Source organism: Anaeromyxobacter sp. SG66, assembly GCF_022690805.1.
GTDB lineage: Bacteria > Myxococcota > Myxococcia > Myxococcales > Anaeromyxobacteraceae > Anaeromyxobacter > Anaeromyxobacter soli.
On record NZ_JALCZC010000020.1, the window covers coordinates 14285 to 31640 of the forward strand.

Annotated in this window: 15 protein-coding genes and 1 pseudogene; 9 read left to right on the plus strand and 7 right to left on the minus strand. The window is 73.9% G+C overall.

Going from position 1 to position 17356, the window contains the following annotated elements:
• Positions 1 to 12 precede the first annotated feature (12 nt).
• The 5 genes from MNZ39_RS08430 (at position 13) to MNZ39_RS08450 (ending at position 4576) form a co-directional block, all read left to right on the plus strand.
• Positions 13 to 729: a hypothetical protein gene (locus MNZ39_RS08430; protein WP_242337325.1), complete on the plus strand. Its 717-nt coding sequence runs from the start codon at positions 13 to 15 to the stop codon at positions 727 to 729.
• A 2-nt stretch (positions 730 to 731) separates the two neighbouring features.
• Positions 732 to 1655 carry a 4Fe-4S dicluster domain-containing protein gene (locus MNZ39_RS08435; protein WP_242337327.1) on the plus strand — a complete coding sequence of 308 codons (924 nt, stop codon included), beginning with the start codon at positions 732 to 734 and terminating at the stop codon, positions 1653 to 1655.
• Positions 1656 to 1666: 11 nt separating this feature from the next.
• The gene (gene dsrP / locus MNZ39_RS08440; RefSeq protein WP_242337329.1) at positions 1667 to 2920 is read left to right on the plus strand and encodes a sulfate reduction electron transfer complex DsrMKJOP subunit DsrP; all 1254 of its coding nucleotides are present in this window, start codon (positions 1667 to 1669) and stop codon (positions 2918 to 2920) included.
• A 24-nt stretch (positions 2921 to 2944) separates the two neighbouring features.
• On the plus strand, positions 2945 to 3247 hold the full coding sequence (locus tag MNZ39_RS08445) for a c-type cytochrome (protein WP_242337331.1): 303 nt from the start codon (positions 2945 to 2947) through the stop codon (positions 3245 to 3247).
• Positions 3248 to 3385: 138 nt separating this feature from the next.
• On the plus strand, positions 3386 to 4576 hold the full coding sequence (locus tag MNZ39_RS08450) for an acyltransferase (RefSeq protein ID WP_243336948.1): 1191 nt from the start codon (positions 3386 to 3388) through the stop codon (positions 4574 to 4576).
• Between the two features lie 7 nt (positions 4577 to 4583).
• Here the strand turns inward: MNZ39_RS08450 and MNZ39_RS08455 are convergent, their stop codons facing one another.
• From MNZ39_RS08455 to MNZ39_RS08465, 3 genes are read right to left on the minus strand one after another with little or no spacing between them, the layout of a single operon-like run.
• Entirely contained in the window at positions 4584 to 5576 is a 993-nt protein-coding gene (locus tag MNZ39_RS08455; RefSeq protein WP_242337335.1) for a YheT family hydrolase, read from the minus strand.
• 18 nt (positions 5577 to 5594) lie between these two features.
• Positions 5595 to 7625, minus strand: coding sequence for a tRNA guanosine(34) transglycosylase Tgt (gene tgt, locus MNZ39_RS08460; RefSeq protein WP_242337337.1), 2031 nt, complete (start codon positions 7623 to 7625; stop codon positions 5595 to 5597).
• A gap of 9 nt (positions 7626 to 7634) precedes the next feature.
• On the minus strand, positions 7635 to 8252 hold the full coding sequence (locus MNZ39_RS08465; protein ID WP_242337339.1) for a DTW domain-containing protein: 618 nt from the start codon (positions 8250 to 8252) through the stop codon (positions 7635 to 7637).
• Positions 8253 to 8402: 150 nt separating this feature from the next.
• Here MNZ39_RS08465 and MNZ39_RS08470 point away from each other — a divergent pair.
• Positions 8403 to 8987, plus strand: a pseudogene (locus tag MNZ39_RS08470) (DsbA family protein); the annotation flags it as partial.
• Positions 8988 to 9011: 24 nt separating this feature from the next.
• On the opposite strand, the gene MNZ39_RS08475 reads toward MNZ39_RS08470, so the two are convergent.
• Together MNZ39_RS08475 and MNZ39_RS08480 are read right to left on the minus strand one after the other, a co-directional pair.
• A complete protein-coding gene (locus tag MNZ39_RS08475; protein WP_242337344.1) occupies positions 9012 to 10190 on the minus strand; it encodes a methyl-accepting chemotaxis protein in 1179 nt (392 codons plus the stop codon).
• Between the two features lie 115 nt (positions 10191 to 10305).
• Positions 10306 to 11892 carry a WD40 repeat domain-containing protein gene (locus MNZ39_RS08480; protein ID WP_242337346.1) on the minus strand — a complete coding sequence of 529 codons (1587 nt, stop codon included), beginning with the start codon at positions 11890 to 11892 and terminating at the stop codon, positions 10306 to 10308.
• 307 nt (positions 11893 to 12199) lie between these two features.
• On the opposite strand from MNZ39_RS08480, the gene MNZ39_RS08485 reads away from it, so the two are divergent.
• From MNZ39_RS08485 to MNZ39_RS08495, 3 genes are all read left to right on the plus strand, one after another.
• Positions 12200 to 13225 carry a D-cysteine desulfhydrase family protein gene (locus MNZ39_RS08485; protein WP_242337348.1) on the plus strand — a complete coding sequence of 342 codons (1026 nt, stop codon included), beginning with the start codon at positions 12200 to 12202 and terminating at the stop codon, positions 13223 to 13225.
• Between the two features lie 125 nt (positions 13226 to 13350).
• Positions 13351 to 13740 carry an amino acid-binding protein gene (locus MNZ39_RS08490; RefSeq protein ID WP_242337349.1) on the plus strand — a complete coding sequence of 130 codons (390 nt, stop codon included), beginning with the start codon at positions 13351 to 13353 and terminating at the stop codon, positions 13738 to 13740.
• Positions 13741 to 13839: 99 nt separating this feature from the next.
• Positions 13840 to 15009, plus strand: coding sequence for a patatin-like phospholipase family protein (locus MNZ39_RS08495; protein WP_242337351.1), 1170 nt, complete (start codon positions 13840 to 13842; stop codon positions 15007 to 15009).
• A gap of 72 nt (positions 15010 to 15081) precedes the next feature.
• Here the strand turns inward: MNZ39_RS08495 and MNZ39_RS08500 are convergent, their stop codons facing one another.
• Both MNZ39_RS08500 and lysS read right to left on the minus strand, forming a co-directional pair.
• Positions 15082 to 15927, minus strand: a complete 846-nt coding sequence (locus MNZ39_RS08500) for a DMT family transporter (protein ID WP_242337353.1) — start codon at positions 15925 to 15927, stop codon at positions 15082 to 15084.
• A 295-nt stretch (positions 15928 to 16222) separates the two neighbouring features.
• Positions 16223 to 17353, minus strand: a complete 1131-nt coding sequence (gene lysS / locus MNZ39_RS08505) for a homocitrate synthase (RefSeq protein ID WP_242337354.1) — start codon at positions 17351 to 17353, stop codon at positions 16223 to 16225.
• Positions 17354 to 17356: the final 3 nt, after the last annotated feature.

Here is a 17356-nt window from a genome sequence, read left to right on the forward strand (position 1 = left end):
GCGGGAGACTCCATGCGCCTCGACACCCATGCCCTGACGATCCTGGCGATCGTCGCCGCCGCGCTCGCGTCACCGCCGCCCGCGCACGCCGCGGGCGGTAACCCTGCCGCGAGCCCGGCGGGACCGACGAAGAGTACGAAGAGCGAGCCCAGCCCCGAGCCGGCGAACGGCGCGAAGGCGCGGGAGACGGCGGAGGGGCCGAGGACGCCTCCGCTGATCCAGGCGGAGCCGCCTCCGTTCTCCGAGGGGATCTTCCCGTGCAGCGGGTGCCACGTCGATCCGGGCGATCGCACCCGCCGCGAGCTCACGTTCCACGAGGACATCCAGAAGGTGTTCGACCACGATTCCAACGCGCGCTGGTGCCTCGACTGCCACGACGCGCAGAACCGGGACGTGCTGAAGCTCGCGAGCGGCGAGACGGTGCCGTTCACGGAGTCGTACCGGCTCTGCGGCCAGTGCCACGGCGACAAGTACCGCGACTGGCGCGCGGGCGTGCACGGCAAGCGCGTCGGCCAGTGGGACGGCCAGAAGACCTATTTCCTCTGCGTGAACTGCCACAACCCGCACACGCCGGGCTTCAAGGGCGTGAAGGAGATCGAGGTGGACGGGAAGAAGACCACCGCGCCCACGCTGGAGATGCTGCGCCCCGAGCCGCGGCCGCTCCGTCCCGAGGAGATGCGCCGCCCCGTGGCGCCGAAGGCCTCCACCACCGCCGCGGGCGGGAGGTAGCCATGTCCGAGCGGAAGAGCCTGCCCGTCGTGGCGGACGCGCCCGCCGACCCGTCGCGCCGCGCCTTCATGCGCACCGCCGCCGCCGGCGCCGCCGTCGCGGCGCTCTCCTCCTGCGGCGTGGAGATGGAGGACTTCCTGCGCGGCCACTTCAAGGAGCTCTCGCCGGACGAGCTCCGCCACGTGCTCGCGAAGGTGGAGCGGAAGAACCTCGAGCGCTTCGGCAAGAAGACCACGGTGTCCGCCACCGGCCCGCGGCCCGGCGTCGAGTTCGGCTACGGCCTCGACCTCTCGCGCTGCGTCGGCTGCCGCCGCTGCGTCTACGCGTGCGTGGCGGAGAACAACCCGTCGCGGCAGAGTCCGCAGATCCAGTGGATCCGGGTGATGGAGATGGACAAGGAGCACGGCGTCGATCTCGCCCACGCGAACCACTACTACGAGGCGGACGCGGTGCCGCGGCCGGGCAAGTTCTACATGCCCGTTCAGTGCCAGCAGTGCCGGAACCCGCCCTGCGTGAAGGCGTGCCCGACGCAGGCGACGTGGAAGGAGAAGGACGGCATCGTCGTCATCGACTACGACTGGTGCATCGGGTGCCGCTGCTGCATGTCGGCCTGCCCGTACGGCGCGCGCCACTTCAACTGGGCGACGCCGACCCTGCCCGCGGACGAGCTGAACCCGCACCAGCACTACCTCGGCAACCGCCCGCGTCCGAAGGGCGTGGTCGAGAAGTGCACCTTCTGCATCCAGCGCACGCGCGAGGGGCGCTACCCGGCCTGCGTCGAGGTCTGCCCCGTGGGCGCGCGCAAGTTCGGCAACCTCCTCGATCCGGAGAGCGAGATCCGCCGGGTCATGGAGACGAAGCGGGTGTTCGTCTTCAAGGAGGAGCTCGCGACGCACCCGCAGTTCTACTACTTCTACGCGACCTAGCGAGGCGGGCGATGAGCGGAGCGGCGGAGTTCGTGAAGGGGAGCGCGCGCCTCCTGGTCACCGGCGGGCGCGCGTACAAGGCCTGGGTGGCGGCGCTCCTCGCGCTCGTGGCGGTCGGCGCGATCGCCTACGTCCACCAGGTGCGCACGGGGCTCATCGCGACGAACATGCGCGATCAGGTCTCGTGGGCGTTCTACATCGGCAACTTCACCTTCCTCGTGGGCGTCGCGGCCGCGGCGGTGCTGCTCGTCGTCCCGGCCTACGTCTACCAGTGGAAGCCGATCAAGGAGGTGGTGGTGCTCGGCGAGCTGCTCGCCATCAGCGCGCTCACCATGTGCCTCCTGTTCATCCTCGTGGACATGGGCCGGCCGGACCGGTTCCTCCACGTCATGCCGCTCCTCGGCACGCCGAACTGGCCGCGCTCGCTCCTCGCCTGGGACGCGCTCGTCCTCAACACGTACCTGCTCCTGAACGTCGCGCTCGTCCTCTACCTGCTCTTCAAGACGTACCGCGGCGAGCACTACGACAGGCGGATCTTCCTGCCGCTCGTCTTGCTCTCGATCCCGGTGTCCATCTCGACGCACACCGTGACCGCGTTCCTCTACAACGGCATGGCCGCGCGCCCGTACTGGAACGCCTCCATCCTCGCGCCGCGCTTCATCGCGTCCGCCTTCTGCTCCGGCCCCGCGGTCATGATCATCCTGTTCCAGATCCTGCGCCGCACGAACCGGTTCCCGATCAAGGACGAGGCGATCTGGAAGATCGCGGAGCTCATGAGCTACGCGATGTTCCTGAACCTGTTCCTGCTCGGCGCCGAGCTGTTCAAGGAGTACTACTCGGCGACCGAGCACCTCCGGTACACGCAGTACTTCTGGGGCGGCCTCGACGGTCACCGGGCCCTGGTGCCGTACGCGTGGCTGTCGCTCACCTGCAGCGTCGCCGCGTTCGTGCTGTTCCTCATCCCGCGCACCCGGAGGAACTACGTCACGCTGAACCTCGGCTGCCTGCTCATCTGGGCGGGCGTCTACATCGAGAAGGGGATGGGCCTCATCATCCCGGGGTTCACGCCCGACACGCTGGGCGAAATTTACGAGTACACCCCGACCGCGACGGAATGGGCCATCGCGGCGGGCGTGTTCGGGGTCGGGTTCCTCGTCTTCACGGCGCTCGTGAAGATCGCGGCGCCCATCCTCGTCGGAACCTTCCGGGCGCCGGAGCGGGTGGCCGCGCCGGGTCCGAGCGGCGCCGGGTTCCCGGCGCACTGAACCACGCACAAGGGAGGAAGCACCATGAAGCGCATCGCCGTCGCCCTCGTCGTCCTCGCCGCCGCCGCCGTCGCTCGCGCCGAGGGCGTCGCCCCCGCCGAGATCTTCGCCAAGCGCTGCGCCGCCTGCCACGGCAAGGACGGCAAGGGCAACACGCCGATGGCCCAGAAGCTCGGCGCGAAGGACCTCACCACGCTGACGACCAGCGAGGCCGACATCGCGAAGACGATCGAGAACGGCAAGGGCAAGATGACGGCGTTCAAGGGCAAGATGACGGAGGCCGAGATCCAGGCCGTCGCGAAGTACGTGAAGGGCGGGCTGAAGTAGGGAAGGAACCGACCGTCCGGGCCGTCCTCTGGGCGGCCCGGACGGGGAGCGCGGCGGACGGGTCCGTGTTATAGGTTTCGCGCGCGAGGCGCCGGAGCCGAGTGGCCCGGCGCCCGCCCGTTTCCGCGAGCCGCTCCGTTGCAGGCGACCCATCAGCCGACAGAGTCGCGCCGTCCCTCCGCCGTCGCGCCACCGCTGCGTGCCGTACCCGCGACGAGCGCGCCGCAGCCGCCCCGGGGCCGGATCGCGGCGCTGGACGCCGCCCGCGCCCTCGGGGTGCTGGCGATGGTGTTCGGCCACACCCTCGACGCGCTGCTCGCGCCCGCCGTGCGGGCCACCACGGGCGTGGAGCTGTACTGGAAGGCGCGCGGGTTCACGGCGCCCCTGTTCCTCATGGTCTCGGGCTGGGCCGTCACCGTCGCGATCTCGCGCGGGCGCGCGCGTGGCCTCGACATCCCGCGCGGCCGGATCGGCCGCGTCCTCCTCCTGCTCGCCATCGGCTACGCGCTCCGGTGGCCGGGCTGGGGCGTCGAGCGGCTCGCGGCGGGCGAGCTCGACGTGTGGGCGCACTTCCTGTCGTTCGACGCGCTCCACACGATCGCCCTCGCGCTCCTCGCCGCCTCGCTCGTCCTCGCGCTGCCGTGGTCGCGTCGCGAGCACGCGTGGGCGATCGGCGCGCTCGGCCTCCTCTGCATCGCGCTCGGCATGCTCGCGCCGGCGCCGGTCGTGCCGGGCGTCGCCGAGCTGCCGCGGTCGCTGCCGGCGCTCGCGCTCCGGCAGGCGGCGGGAGGGACCTCGCCCTTCCCGCTGTTCCCCTGGGCGGCCTACTTCTTCGTGGGCGCGCTCGTCGGGCTCCTCGCCGGCACGGGCGGTGGTCGCAGCGCCGCCGGGATGGCGCTCGTGGGGGCGGTGCTCGTCGCGGGCACCATCGGGACCGGGGTGGGCGAGATGCCGATGGGGCACCCGCTCCTGTTCACGTTCCGGAGCGGCGCCGTGTTGCTCGTGCTCGCGGCCCTCTCCACCGTGCCGGCGGCGTGGGCCGCGCGGCTCGCGCCGGTCGGGCGCGCGTCGCTCGGGGTCTACGCGATCCACGTCCCGGTGGTCTACGGCTGGTCGACCTTCACCGGTCTCACGAACCGGATCGGGCCCCAGCTCGGGCTCGGGAGCGCGCTCCTCGTCGCCGCGTCGGTGCTCCTCGGGAGCTTCGCGGTGCACGTCGCCTTCCAGCGCGTCCGGAGCGGCCTCGTCGCGGCGGCCGCGACCGGCTGGGAGCGCGTCCGCCTCCGCCTCGAGAGCGGCGGCCGGACCGAGGCCGAGGGCGGCGAGTAGCCGCGCCTCACGCGCCGAGCGCGGCCGCCGCGAGGAACTCGATCGCGCGCCGCTCCGCCCAGAAGTCCGGCCAGAACGGCGAGCCCGACACGAACGCGACGTGTCCGCCGGCCGGCGTGGCCTCGAGCGTGACGAGCGGGTTCGCGCGGGCCTCCGCGAGGGGGAGCGCGTCGCCCGGGACGATGGGGTCGTCCATCGCCGCGATGGCGAGCAGCGGCCGGCGGACCCCGGCGAGGAAGCGCGCGGACGAGCAGCGCGTCCAGTAGTCCTCCGCGGACGCGAACCCGTGCAGCGGAGCGGTGAGGGCCGCGTCGTACTCGGCGAACGTGGCCGCCGCCCGCACGCGCGCCGCGTCGATCGCCTCCGGGAACCGCCGCGCCTTCGCGAGCGCCTTCTCGCGCAGGCGGCGCAGGAACCGCTCGCGGTAGACGCGGTTCCAGAACCCCGCGGCGTCGAGCGCCCGCGCCGAGCGGAGGAGGTCGAAGGGGACCGAGATGCCGGCGGCGGCGCGGACCTCCGGGAAGAGACCGTCGCCGCGCTCGCCGACGTACTTCACGACGACGTTGCCGCCGAGCGAGAACCCGGCGAGCACGATGGGCCGCCCGGGCCGCTCCGCGGCGAGCCGGGCCACGACCTCGTGCAGATCTCCCGTGTCGCCCGAGTGGTAGAAGCGCGGAAGTCGGTTCTGCTCCCCGGAGCAGCCGCGGAAGTTCAAGGCCAGCGCGTCGAGCCCGCGCGCGAGCGCGACGGCGACGAGGCCGCGGACGTACGGCGCGCGGGACGAGCCCTCGAGGCCGTGGCACACGACGAGCACCGGCCGGGCCGCGTCGCCGCTCGCGGCGTAGCGATCGACGTCCACGAAGTCGCCGTCCGGCAGCTCCCACCGCTCGCGGCGGGCCCGCGGGCGCGGGTACACGCGGGCGAGGCTCGCGAAGATCGTCATCGCGTGGCCGCCGCGCAGCCAGCGGGCCGGGGCGTAGGGCGAGGGGGGCGGGGACATGGGTGATCGCGCCTGCCCTCACCTGAACTGCGGATGCGCGCGGATCCGCTCGAGGGCGTCCGGCGGGGCGTCGTCGGGGAACGGCGCGCTGGAGCGCTCGAGCCGCGCGAGCCAGCGCGCGTCGAGCGGACGCGCGAGGAGCGCCGGATCCGTGGCGGCGGCGGTGGTCTGCTCCTTCGGGCCGCTGGGATCGCCCTGGCCCACGTGGAAGCCTGCGAGCAGGAGCGCGGCGCGGGTCGCGGTGGCGGTGCTGTACGTGTAGAGCGTGGCCGCGTCGCCGCAGCGGGCGCGCGCGGCCGTGAAGGCCGCCCAGGTCCAGAGCGACGGGTTCGCCTTCGGCGAGAAGGGATCCCAGAAGACGACGTCGGCGCGCACCTCCTCGCGCGGGAGCGTCGCGAGCAGGTCGCCCTGGACGAGTCGCCAGACGACGCGCGGCGACTCGTGGCGGCCGCTCGAGAGGAGCGCGCGGGCGGCGGAGAGCGAGTCCGGGTCGAGCCCGAGCCGCGCGGCGCCGTCCTCGGAGGTCGCGAGCGCGAGCGCGCCGAGGTCCTGCTCGAAGCTCACGATCTCGAGGCCGCGGCCCGGGGCGGCGAGCGTCTCGGCGGCGCGCAGCGCGGCGAGCGCGTTGGAGGCCGCGCCGAGGCCCACGTCCAGCAGCACGAGCCGGGGGCCGGGCGCGGCGAGCCGCTCGCGCAGCCGGGACTGGGCCACGTACAGCCGCTCGGACTCCACGTCCGGACCGATGACGGGGTGCATGACCTCGCCCGCGCGGGCATCGCGGACCGCGGCCGCGCCGAGGGAGGTGGTGACGATCTCGAAGCGCGGGGCGGCGGTCCCGGTCGCGCCCTCGACCGCGGCCGCGGCCCCCGTCGTGTCTCCGGCCTGGGTCGGGCTCACGGTCGTCTTCCTCCCCGGAGGACGCCGCGAGGCGTCGTGCTCGTGCCGGTCGAGCTCGTCGAGCTTCGCCTTCGCGAACGCGGCGTAGCTCCCGGCCTCGATGGCGGCGCGCGCCTCGCGCATGAGGTCGAGGTAGTGGTGCAGGTTGTGGACGGAGAGGAGCCGCGGCCCGAGCGGCTCCCGGCACTTCACGAGGTGGTGCAGGTAGCCGCGCGTGTAGCCCCCGCAGGTCGAGCACCCGCACGCGGCGTCGAGCGGCGCCTGGCTCGTGCGGTGCTCCCCGCGGGTGAGGCGCACGCGCCCGGTGGAGGTGAACGCGGTGCCCTGCCAGGCCATCGTGGTCGGCAGCACGCAGTCGAACATGTCGACGCCGTGACCGATGGCCTCGAGGATGTCCGGCGGGGTGCCGACGCCCATGAGGTAGCGCGGGCGCTCGTCGGGGAGGAGCTCGGCGGTCCGGCCCACGACGTCGAAGCGCTCGGCGCGCGTGTCGCCCACCGCGAGGCCCCCGATGGCGAACCCGTCGAAGGCGTGCTGCGTGAGGAAGCGCGCCGACTCGGCGCGGAGCTCCGGGACGAGCCCGCCCTGCACGATGGCGAAGAGCGCCTGCTCCGGGTTGGTCCGGGCGGCGAGGCTGCGGAGCGCCCAGCGGTGGGTCCGGCCCATGGCCTCGCGGATCGCGGAGGGCTCCGCGGTCGACGGGAGGCACACGTCGAGCACCATCATCACGTCCGAGCCGAGGGCGGTCTGGACCTCGATCGAGCGCTCCGGCGAGAGGAGCTGCGCGCTGCAGTCCACGTAGCTGCGGAAGCGGGCGCCCTCCTCGGAGATCACGCGGTCGTGCGAGAGCGAGAAGATCTGGAACCCGCCGGAGTCGGTGAGGATGGGCCCGGACCAGCGCATGAAGCGGTGGAGCCCGCCCATGTCGCGGACGAGCTCCGGTCCGGGGCGGAGCAGCAGGTGGTAGGTGTTCCCGAGGATGATCTCGGCGCCGAGCGCGTGGAGCTCCTCGGGCGTCATGCCGGTCACGCTCGCGCGCGTGCCGACGGACATGAACGCCGGCGTCTCGACGCGGCCGTGGGGCGTCGTGAACGCGCCGCGGCGCGCGCGGGTCGCGGCGTCCCTCGGGCCGGGCTGGTAGGCGAAGGGCATCGGGATCCTCTAGGAGACCTCGGTCGCGCGGCGACGCGCGATCGCGGCGGCGGAGTCGGCGTCCCACGTCCCCTTGAGCCGGAGCACGCGCTCGACGCCCGCGTCGTGCAGCGCGAGGAGCCGCGCCGACGCGTCGCCCGCGCCGAACGCCGCGAGCGCGCCGGCGATCGCCTCGAGCGTCGACATCCCGTCCGGCCACGGCGGCCGCCGGAGTCGCAGCCCGGCAGGCGGCCCCGGGAGCGACAGGCGCGGGAGCCGCTGGAGCGCGGGGAGGCGCTGCATCATCCGGCGAGCCTGTGTCCAGGTGCCGTCCGGGACGACCAGGATCGGCGGCGGCGTGGCCGGCGCGGCCGCGTCCTCCGGGCGCGGCGAGGGGAAGAGCGCGACCGCGCCCGGGGCGCGGAGCAGCGTCTCGTCGAGCGGGACGCCGGGGAGGGCGTGCTCCAGGATCTCCGCTCCGTCGAGCGCGAGGGCCGCCCAGCGCGCCGTGTTGGACATCCGCTCGCGCTCGCTGGCGTGCCGGACCACGACGAGGCGGAACGGCGCCGCGAGCCTCGGGATGGCGGGGCAGAGGCAGAACTCGGGCGGGAAGCGGCAGCGCGGACAGCGCTGGAGAGGGCGTGGCACGGGCTGCCGGATCTATCACGGCGCGGGGCCGCGCGCCGCGCCGCCCGTACCCGCGCCGGGAGTGGAGCGGAGCGGCCGCCCTCGTTAGAGCCCTGTACCATGGGCGCCATCGTGCGGCTGTTCTCCGACTTCGTCTGACCGTTCTGCTTCGTCGCGGAGCGGAGCAGCCTGGTCAGGCTGCAGGCGGAGTACGACATCGAGGTGGACTGGGTCGGCTACGAGCTGCACCCGGGCACGCCGCGTGGCGGCCTCCCGCTCGTGGCCCATCTGGCGGACCCCGCCGCCGTGCTGGAGTACGTGAAGAGCTTCGCCGCGGGCTTCGGCCTCCGCGACCTGCGCGCGCCCGACCGGCTCGTGAGCACCCGCCGCGCTCTCGCCGCGGCGCAGTACGCGCGCGAGGCCGGGAAGCTCGAGGCCTTCCGGGCCGCCGCCTTCGACGCGTACTGGCGCGAGGGCCGGGACCTCGACCGCGACGAGGAGCTCGCGGACGTCGCGCGCGCGGTGGGGCTCGATCCGGCCGCCGCGCTCGCGGCGGCGGACGAGCCGGGGGCGCTCGCGTGCGTGGACGCGGCGCGGCGCGCCGCCCGGGAGGCCGGGGTCGGCGGCGTCCCGACGTTCGACTTCTCCGCCGGGCCCGGTGCGCGGCCGGTGGCGCGGATCGTGGGCTGCCAGCCGTACGAGGTGCTGGCGGAGGCCGCGCGGCGCGCGGGCGCGCGGCGCCGCGCGGAGCGGTGAGCGGGCGCCCGCGGTTCGGGGAGCCTAGACCCTGTAGCGCTGCACCGCCGAGGCGAGCTGCTTCGAGATCTCGGACAGCGCGGCGGTGCCCTGCTCGATCGTCCGCGTGCCCTCGGCGCTCTCGTTGATCGCCTGCGAGAGCTCGGAGATCGCGGCGACCATCTGGTCCACCCCGATGGTCTGCTGCCGGGTGTTGTTGGCGATCTGCCGGGCGGCGACGGCCGACTCGCGGATCACCATCGCGAGCCCCTCGATGGCCTCGCCGGCGCTCCGCGCGAGCCCCATGGCCGCGGACGCGCGCTTCGCGCCCTCGTCGGTCGCCGAGGCCGCGTCGCGGGCGCTCCGCTGGATCTCCTGGAGGATCGCGCGGATCTGCACGGCGGCCTGGCGCGACTGCTCGGCGAGGTTGCGCATCTCCATGGCGACGACCGCGAACCCGCGCCCGTGCTCGCCCGCCTTCGACGCCTCGATGGACGCGTTCAGCGCCAGCAGGTTCGACTGCTCCGCGAGGTCCTTCACCGAGGAGATGATCTCGCCGACCTGCAGCGTGCGCTCGCTCAGCCCGCTCATGCTGGAGGCGATCCGGTTGACCTGCTCGCCGAGGCTCGCGCTCGCCTTCACCGCCTCCTCGACGGTCTGGAGCCCCTCCTGCGAGAGATCGTCGGAGCGACGCGTCATCTCGATGACCGAGTCGGCGTGCTGCGTCGCCTGCTTGGAGGTCTGGGCGATCTCGGACGCGGTGGTCGAGGTCTCGTTGATGGCGGCCGCCTGCTGCGCGGCCATGGCCGCCTGGCGGGTGACGGAGCCGAGGATGTCGCTCGAGCGGCCGTCCAGGGTCAGCGCCGCCTCGCGCAGCTCGGCGATGGTGGCCTGGAGCCCCTCGATCATCGCGCCGAAGCTCGCGGCGAGGTCCGCGGTCTCGGCGGTCGCGTCGACGTCGATCTGCCTGGCCAGGTCGCCGGCCGCGATGGCCGCCGCCGTGTCGCGCAGCCGCTCGAGCGGCCGGGTCAGGCGCCGCGCGACCTGGTAGGAGATCGCCGCGGCGGTGAGGGAGATGGCGATGGCCAGGCCGAGCCCGCGCGCGAGGACGGCCGCGGAGGCTTCCTCGTGCAGGACGTGGAAGACGACGGTGTCGAGGATCGCGGTGACCCCCGTCGCGACGCCGACCAGCCCCGCGATCTTGAGCCGCATGGAAAGGCGCACGGACGAGCCTCCGCTCGAGAGCGTTTGCGCCGTTCTACCGCGGATTCCCGCGGGTGGGCCACTCGGCGACCGGTGCGGGCGGGTAGGTGCCGCCCGCACGCACCGGCCGGCGCGGCTACGGGAGCGTCCGGAGCACCGCGGCGCCCGACGCCGTCGCCACGTGGAGCGCGGGCGGTACGACCATGCGGTCCACCTCGAGCGCGCTCACGCGGTCGCTGGGGATGAGCCCCGAGGCGGCGCGGATGGGCCTGGAGGTCCCGGTGGCCGGGTCGTAGACGGAGAGGCCGGTCGTGTAGCCCGCGATCGCGAGCCGTCCGTCCGGGAGGCACGCCAGATCCCGGACCCCGGCCTCGCCGAGGCCGACCTGGGACGCGGTGAGATAGGCGAAGCGCTTCCCGTCCCACACCGCGACCGCGTCCTTGCGGGCCGCCGCGTTGCCGGTGGTCGGCCCACGGCTCGAGAACCAGACCCGCCCGTCGGGGCACGCCGACACGGCCGTCAGGTACACCGGGTCGCCCGACTCCGTCACGTCGAACACCGGCGGGCTCGTCCGCGCCCCGTCCATCCACGGGTCGCCGAACGCGGCGTCGAAGGCGGCGCCGTAGCGATGGTGCCACTCGTACGCGTCGTCGACCCAGGTGATCCGGCCCGCCGTCCACTTGCCGGCGTGCCAGAGGCGCCCCTCCGCGTCGATGGCGAGCCCGAGCCACTCGCCGACGCGCATGCTCGCGCTCTCGCCGTCGGGGCCGCAGACCTCGTGGTAGCAGACGCGCGCGTGCTGGTGGTCGCCCATGTACTCGGAGTACGCGATGTCGAACCACTCGCCGGGCGCCGGCTCCCGGTACTTCGCCGGGAAGAGGATCGACACGCCGTGGTTCGCGCCGGTGTAGAGCGTGCCCGGGTGGACGAAGTGATCGTACGCGAGCCGGCTGATCGTCCGGTCGTGCCAGTACTTCGCGCCGTAGCGGTTCGACAGGAGGTCGAACCGCACCACCTGCAGCGTGCCGTCCTCCGCGAGGCGCACCCAGTCCACCTTCCCGCTGTGGCGGAGCGGGTCGCAGTAGTCGAAGCCCTTCCAGCCGACGGGATCGTCCGCGTCCAGGCACGGGATCGGCTCGCCGTCCGCGCCGCGCGTCTGGTCGCCGTCGTAGCCGATGAATACCTCGTTCTTGCCGCCGCCCACGATGGCCTTGATCCCCTCCGACGCCGCGCCGCCCCACACGAGGTCGCCGTTGCACGGGCGGTCGTCGGGGATCGGCGCCTTGTCGCAGTACTTCGCCCAGCCGACCGGGCCCGGCGTCCGTCCGGTGATCGCGCCGAGGTGCAGGCCGTCCACCTCGTCGAAGCGGCGGAAGGTCGTCTCGCCCGGGCGCAGCAGGTAGAGCGCGCGCGGCGTGGCCACCCAGCGGTTCTGCGCCTCGTCGGTGGTCATCGCGACCACGGGCGTCTCCTCGATCCCGTCCTTCGCGCCGTAGATCGCGTTCGCGACGGGCCACGGACCCTGCGTCCCGAACTGGAAGCCGGGCGGCTGCTCCGGCGGAGGTGGGGTCACGGGCGGGGGCGTCGGCGTGGTCCCGCCGCCCCCGCCGCCGTCGTCGCCGGTCCCGCCCGACGGCGCCTTGTCGCTCGAGCCCGAGCCGCCGCACGCCACGGCCAGGACGCAGAGGACCGCGCCGAGCCCCACCCACCCCCGTCTCGTCATCCGTTCTCCCCGCGCCCGCGCCGGCTGACCGGAGGGCGCACGAGTGCCGCTCGAGCGAGTTGCGAGCCGCGGGCCACGCCGAACCGGCCAGACTGGCGTGCGCGCGCGGCAACGCCGTTGCGCGCGCGTGGAACGGCTTTGGGCCGGGGCGGCAAGGTCGTGGACGGGTCGGCGCGTCCACGGGCGGACGCCGGATCGCTCGCGCGCGCGCCCCCCTGCATGGCGCTCGCGGTGCAGGCGGCCGGGCGGGCGCGTCCCCGGGCCAGGCGTGACCGCGGATCGGGACGCGGTGCTAGGCTCGCCCGCCATGACCCCGCCGACCCCACCCACCGTGCACCTCGCGCCGCGCGTGGTCCTGGCGCGCCTCCCGACGCCGCTCGAGCGCTCGCCGCGCCTCGGCGCGGAGCTCGGCCTCGACCTCCTCTACAAGCGCGACGACCTCACGGGGCTCGAGCTCTCGGGCAACAAGGCGCGGAAGCTCGAGTTCCTGATCGCGGAGGCCGAGGCGGCCCGGGCCGACACGCTCGTGACCTGCGGCGGCGTCCAGTCGAACCACTGCCGGGCGACGGCGTTCGCCGCTGCGAGGCGCGGGCTCGCCGCGGTGCTCCTGCTCCGCGTCCCCGATCCGTCGCGGCCGCCGGCGCTCGAGGCGAACGCGCTCCTCGACCGGCTGGCCGGAGCCGAGCTCCGCTGGGTCTCGCACGACGAGTACCGGCGGCGCGCGGAGGTGATGGAGGCGGTGGCCGCCGAGCTCCGCGCCGCCGGCCGGCGACCCTATGTCATCCCCGAGGGCGGCTCGAGCGCGCTCGGCAGCCTCGGCTACGTGGCCGCCGTGGCGGAGCTCCGCGCGCAGCTCCCCGAGGCCTGGCGCACGGGGCCCGTGACGATCGCCTACGCGGCGGGCTCGGGCGGAACGGGCGCGGGGCTGGAGCTCGGCGTCCGCGTCGCGGGCTGGCGCGAGGCGCGGCCGCTCGGGTTCGCGGTCTGCAACGACGCCGCCTACTTCCGCGCCGCCATCGCCGGGCTCTGCGCCGACGCCCGGCGGCGCTGGCCGGAGCTGCCGGGCGTCCCCGAGGACGAGATCGCCGTGGACGACGGCTTCATCGGGCCGGGATACGCGCAGGCGACCGACGAGGGGCTTCAGGTCATCCGCCGCGCTGCGCGGGTGGACGGCGTCCTCCTCGACCCGGTCTACACCGCCAAGGCCATGCTCGGCGTCGCGCGCCGCGCCTCCGAGCCCGGTGGGCTCCCGGCGTCACGCGTCGTGTTCCTGCACACCGGCGGGGCCTTCGGCCTGTTCCCGTTCGCGGAGCGGCTCGGTACCACCGGGTGAGCGGCGCACGCCGCGAGCGAGCGGCGGGCCGACGGGGGCTGCACGCTCGGACGCTGGACGTCCGGGCGCGCCGGATTATGTGTGCTCCGTTCACCGCGCAAGCTCGCGGCGGCCAGGAGGCGCGCATGCCCAGGGCGAAGCAGATCTCGGCGTGGGTGGAGGACCGGCCCGGAACCCTCGGCAAGCTCGCCGACGCTCTCGGCGAGAAGGGCGTCACGATCCGGGCGTTCATGGCGGCCTCGATGGACGGACGCGGCTTCGTCCGCCTCGTGGTCGACAGGCCGGCGGCCGCGAGGCGGATCCTCACGGCGCACGGCTGGGAGAGCACGGAGGACGAGGTGGTCGAGGTCACGGTCCCCGACCGGCCCGACTCGGTCGGGAAGGTGGCGGACCGCCTGGGCGCGGCGGGAATCAACGTGCAGTACGCCTACGTCGGGGCCGCCGGCAGCGCCCGGAGCATGAACCTCTACCTCGCCGTCCCCGACGTGAAAGCGGCGCTGAAGGCCCTCCGCTGACATCCCAGGCCCGGATCGGGACGCCGCACCGGGCCGACGTGACGCGGCATCCCACGCAGACAGGATGCCGCGCTGCGTAGGCGGCGCTACCTTTGGTCCGTGGGCCACACGGGCCTCGTGCTGACGGGCGGAGGCGCCCGCGCCGCGTATCAGGTCGGGGCGCTTCGCGCCCTCTCCGACGTGCTCGGCCCGGGCCCGCTGCCGTTCGACATCATCGCGGGGATCAGCGCGGGGGCCATCAACTCCTTCGTCATCTCCACGGGGGCCGAGGACTTCGCCCGTGCGACCCACCGCCTGCGCGCGACCTGGGAATCCCTCACGCCCGACCGCGTCTACCGGACGGGCACCCTGCGGCTCGCGAGCATCGGGAGCCGCTGGCTCCGCGATCTGTCCGCGGGCGGCCTCATCGGCAAGTCCGGCATCAACTACCTGCTCGATCCCGCCCCGCTCCGCCGGCTGCTCGAGAGCCAGGTGCCGATGGGCCGGATGCGCCGGCACCTCCGCACCGGGCGGCTGCGCGCCTTCGCGGTCTCCGCGACGAACTACCACACCGGCGCCGGCGTCACGTTCTTCGAGGGCGCGGCGGATATCAAGCCGTGGCTCCGCTCGACGCGGCTCGGGATCCGCGCCCGCCTCACCCTGGACCACGTGATGGCCTCGGCGGCGATCCCGGTGTTCTTCCCGCCCATCCGCGTCGAGGGCACGTACTACGGGGACGGCTGCGTGCGGATGAGCCACCCGATGAGCCCGGCCATCCACCTCGGGGCCGAGCGGATCCTCGCCATCAGCGTGCGGTACCTGCGGCCGCCCGGGGAGACCTTGAAGCGCCAGGCGAAGGACAGGGACGAGCAGCTCCCGCTCTCCGAGATCGCCGGCGTGCTGCTGAACGCGGTGTTCCTCGACTCGCTCGACTCCGACCTCGAGCGCCTGCAGCGGATCAACAAGACCCTCGCGCTCATCCCGCGCGAGAAGCTGAACCACCAGGACGTCGACCTCAGGCCGGTGCCGGCCCTCGTCCTCCGCCCGTCGCAGGACCTCGGCAAGCTCGCGGCCGACGAGTACGATCGGTTCCCGGCGATGCTGCGGTATCTGCTGAAGGGGATCGGCGCGACGGGTCACGCGGGCGAGGACCTGCTCTCGTATCTCGCGTTCGAGCCGATCTACCTGAAGCGCGTGATGGACCTCGGGTACGTCGACACGATGACGCGCCGGGACGAGCTGCAGGAGTTCTTCCTCGGGGCCCCGCAGCGGGAGCGGGCGCGGGGGTAGAGGACCGCTCGCGCGGGCGACGCTTCCGACGCGCCGGGCCGCTCACGGTTCACGCTCCCGGCCAAGGTCCGCTCAGCCTCTCGATCCCCAGGCCGCGGCGCGCGCCGCCACGACGGGGGCGACGGTCCGCCAGGCGGTCGCCGCGAGCACCACCGCGCCGCCCGCGATCGCCCACGGGCCGGGGCGCTCGCCGGCGGCGAGGAAGGTCCAGATCGGGTTCAGCACCGGCTCGAGCAGCATGAGCAGCGACGCCTCGACCGCGGGCGTGTGCAGGAGGCCGCGCGAGAAGCAGAGGTACGCGAGGCCGAGCTGGAAGATGCCGAGGTAGAGGACGAGGCCGAGGTCGAGCGGCGTCGGCGCGGGGCCGCCGAGCCCCACCGGCAGCGCCACGAGCGCGGCGAGGAAGTTCCCGTAGACGAGGGCCGCGGGCCCCTCGTCCCTGAGGAGCCGCAGCCCGACGATCGAGAAGGCGAACGCGATCCCCGAGCCGACGGCGATGAGGTTCCCCGCGAGCTGCCCGCCCGAGAGCTCGTCGAGGAAGAACATCCCGAGGCCGAGCGCGTAGATCGGCACCGCGAGGAGCTCGCCTCGGGTGGGGAGCTCGCGCAGGAGCAGCGGTGACAGGAAGAGCACGAAGAGCGGCGCCGCGTCCTGGATGAAGATCGCGTTCGCGGCGGTGGTGAGCTTCGTCGCGACGACGAACAGCACCACCGTGAAGGCGTAGGCGACGGAGACGAGGAGGACGCGCAGGGTGGGGCGCCGCCGCGCCTCGCGCACGGCGGCGAGGAGGAAGAGGCCGGCGACGAGCGAGCGGCCGCCGGAGAGCTGCCAGCCGTCGAGGCCGCTCGTCTTGATGGCGGCGCCGGCCGTGGACCAGAGCACCGCGGCGGCGAGGATGAGGAGGCGGCTCGTGAGCACGGGGCGCGCAGTGTAGCGCACGCGCCGGCCGGCGCGCGCAGGTTACGCCGTCGTGGCTGCGTGCCGGGCACGGGCCGATCGCGAGTCGCGACCAGGCGAGCGTAGCGAGCCCGCCGGGGCGCCACCCGCGATAGCGGCGTAGCCGCGCGCGGTGGCGCAAGGGACCCGGCGAGCAGGGGTGGGGCCCCGACGACGGCTCGGCCGTCGGCGGGGCGGGGGCGCAGCCCCCGTTCGAACATCCGCTGAACGACAGCGTGATTCGCGTCACCGAAGGTGACCGCGAATCACCTGTCGTTCAAGCGGTCACCCAGTCGCGGAGCACCTCGTCGATCTGCGCCTCGGAGAGCTCGCCCGCGTCGGCGAGCTCCTTGATCCGACGCGTGATCGCCTTCAGCTCGGACTCGCCGAAGGTGATGCCCATCTCGCGGGCGCGGTAGGCGATGGCGTGGCGGCCGGTGAGGCGGCTCCCCACGATGAGGCGGCGGGTGAGGCCGAACGCCTCCGGCGGGATGATCTCGTAGGCGCCCGGGTTCGTCATCTGGGCCTTGAGGTGCATGCCCGCCTTGTGCGAGTAGGCGGTCTCGCCGGTGACGAAGTTGTTGAAGGGGATCTCGATCCCCGTGACCCGGGCCACGAGCCGCTCCAGCTCCCGGAGCTGGCCGACCCGGTAGCGCTCGGCGACGACCTGCGGCTCGAGCGAGAACATGCGCGCGACGAGACCGCCGAGCGGCGTGATGCCGTTCCGCTCGCCGATGCCGAGCACGGACACGTCCACGTGCGTCGCCCCGGCCGAGATCGCCTCGTAGGAGTTGGCGATCGCGCAGCCGGTGTCGTTGTGGCCGTGGTAGCCGATGTCGCACCTCACCGTGCTCCGGACCTCGCGCACGAGCGCGTAGACCTGGCGCGGCGTGGCGATGCCCACCGTGTCCGCGATGCCGACCCGGTGGACGCCGAGCTTCTCGGCGGCGCGGTACACCGCCAGGAGGTCCTGGACGTCCGAGCGGAAGGCGTCCTCCGCGGAGAAGCGGACCTCCAGCCCGGCGGAGAGCGCCGCCTCGATGGGCGGGCCCATCGCGTCGATGATCTGCTGGAGCGACTTCGCGTGCGAGGCCTCGCGCAGGATGCGGCTCGTCGCGAAGAACAGGCCCACGCCCCGGACGCCGGTGTCCATCGCTGCCATCACGTCGTCGAGGATGCAGCGCGTGTGGGTGATGATCTTGGCGGCGAGGCCGAGCTTCACGATCTGCGCGAGGTCGCGCTGCGACTGGGGCGAGGCGGCCGGGGTCGTGACCTCGATGTACTCCACGCCGAAGGTGTCGAGGGCGCGCGCGATCTCGAGCTTGTCCTCGGTGCGGAACGCGGCCTTCGCGAACTGCTCGCCCTCGCGGAGGGTCGTGTCGATGAGCTTCCAGGTGGTCTTGGCCATGGT

Excerpts from the sequence above, each read along its gene's own strand:
- MNZ39_RS08480 (WP_242337346.1), bottom strand. The coding sequence starts at position 11,892 with ATGACGAGACGGGGGTGGGTGGGGCTCGGCGCGGTCCTCTGCGTCCTG.
- MNZ39_RS08435 (WP_242337327.1), top strand. The coding sequence starts at position 732 with ATGTCCGAGCGGAAGAGCCTGCCCGTCGTGGCGGACGCGCCCGCCGAC.
- MNZ39_RS08455 (WP_242337335.1), bottom strand. The coding sequence starts at position 5,576 with ATGTCCCCGCCCCCCTCGCCCTACGCCCCGGCCCGCTGGCTGCGCGGC.
- MNZ39_RS08445 (WP_242337331.1), top strand. The coding sequence starts at position 2,945 with ATGAAGCGCATCGCCGTCGCCCTCGTCGTCCTCGCCGCCGCCGCCGTC.
- MNZ39_RS08485 (WP_242337348.1), top strand. The coding sequence starts at position 12,200 with ATGACCCCGCCGACCCCACCCACCGTGCACCTCGCGCCGCGCGTGGTC.
- MNZ39_RS08490 (WP_242337349.1), top strand. The coding sequence starts at position 13,351 with ATGCCCAGGGCGAAGCAGATCTCGGCGTGGGTGGAGGACCGGCCCGGA.
- MNZ39_RS08430 (WP_242337325.1), top strand. The coding sequence starts at position 13 with ATGCGCCTCGACACCCATGCCCTGACGATCCTGGCGATCGTCGCCGCC.
- dsrP (WP_242337329.1), top strand. The coding sequence starts at position 1,667 with ATGAGCGGAGCGGCGGAGTTCGTGAAGGGGAGCGCGCGCCTCCTGGTC.
- tgt (WP_242337337.1), bottom strand. The coding sequence starts at position 7,625 with ATGCCCTTCGCCTACCAGCCCGGCCCGAGGGACGCCGCGACCCGCGCG.
- lysS (WP_242337354.1), bottom strand. The coding sequence starts at position 17,353 with ATGGCCAAGACCACCTGGAAGCTCATCGACACGACCCTCCGCGAGGGC.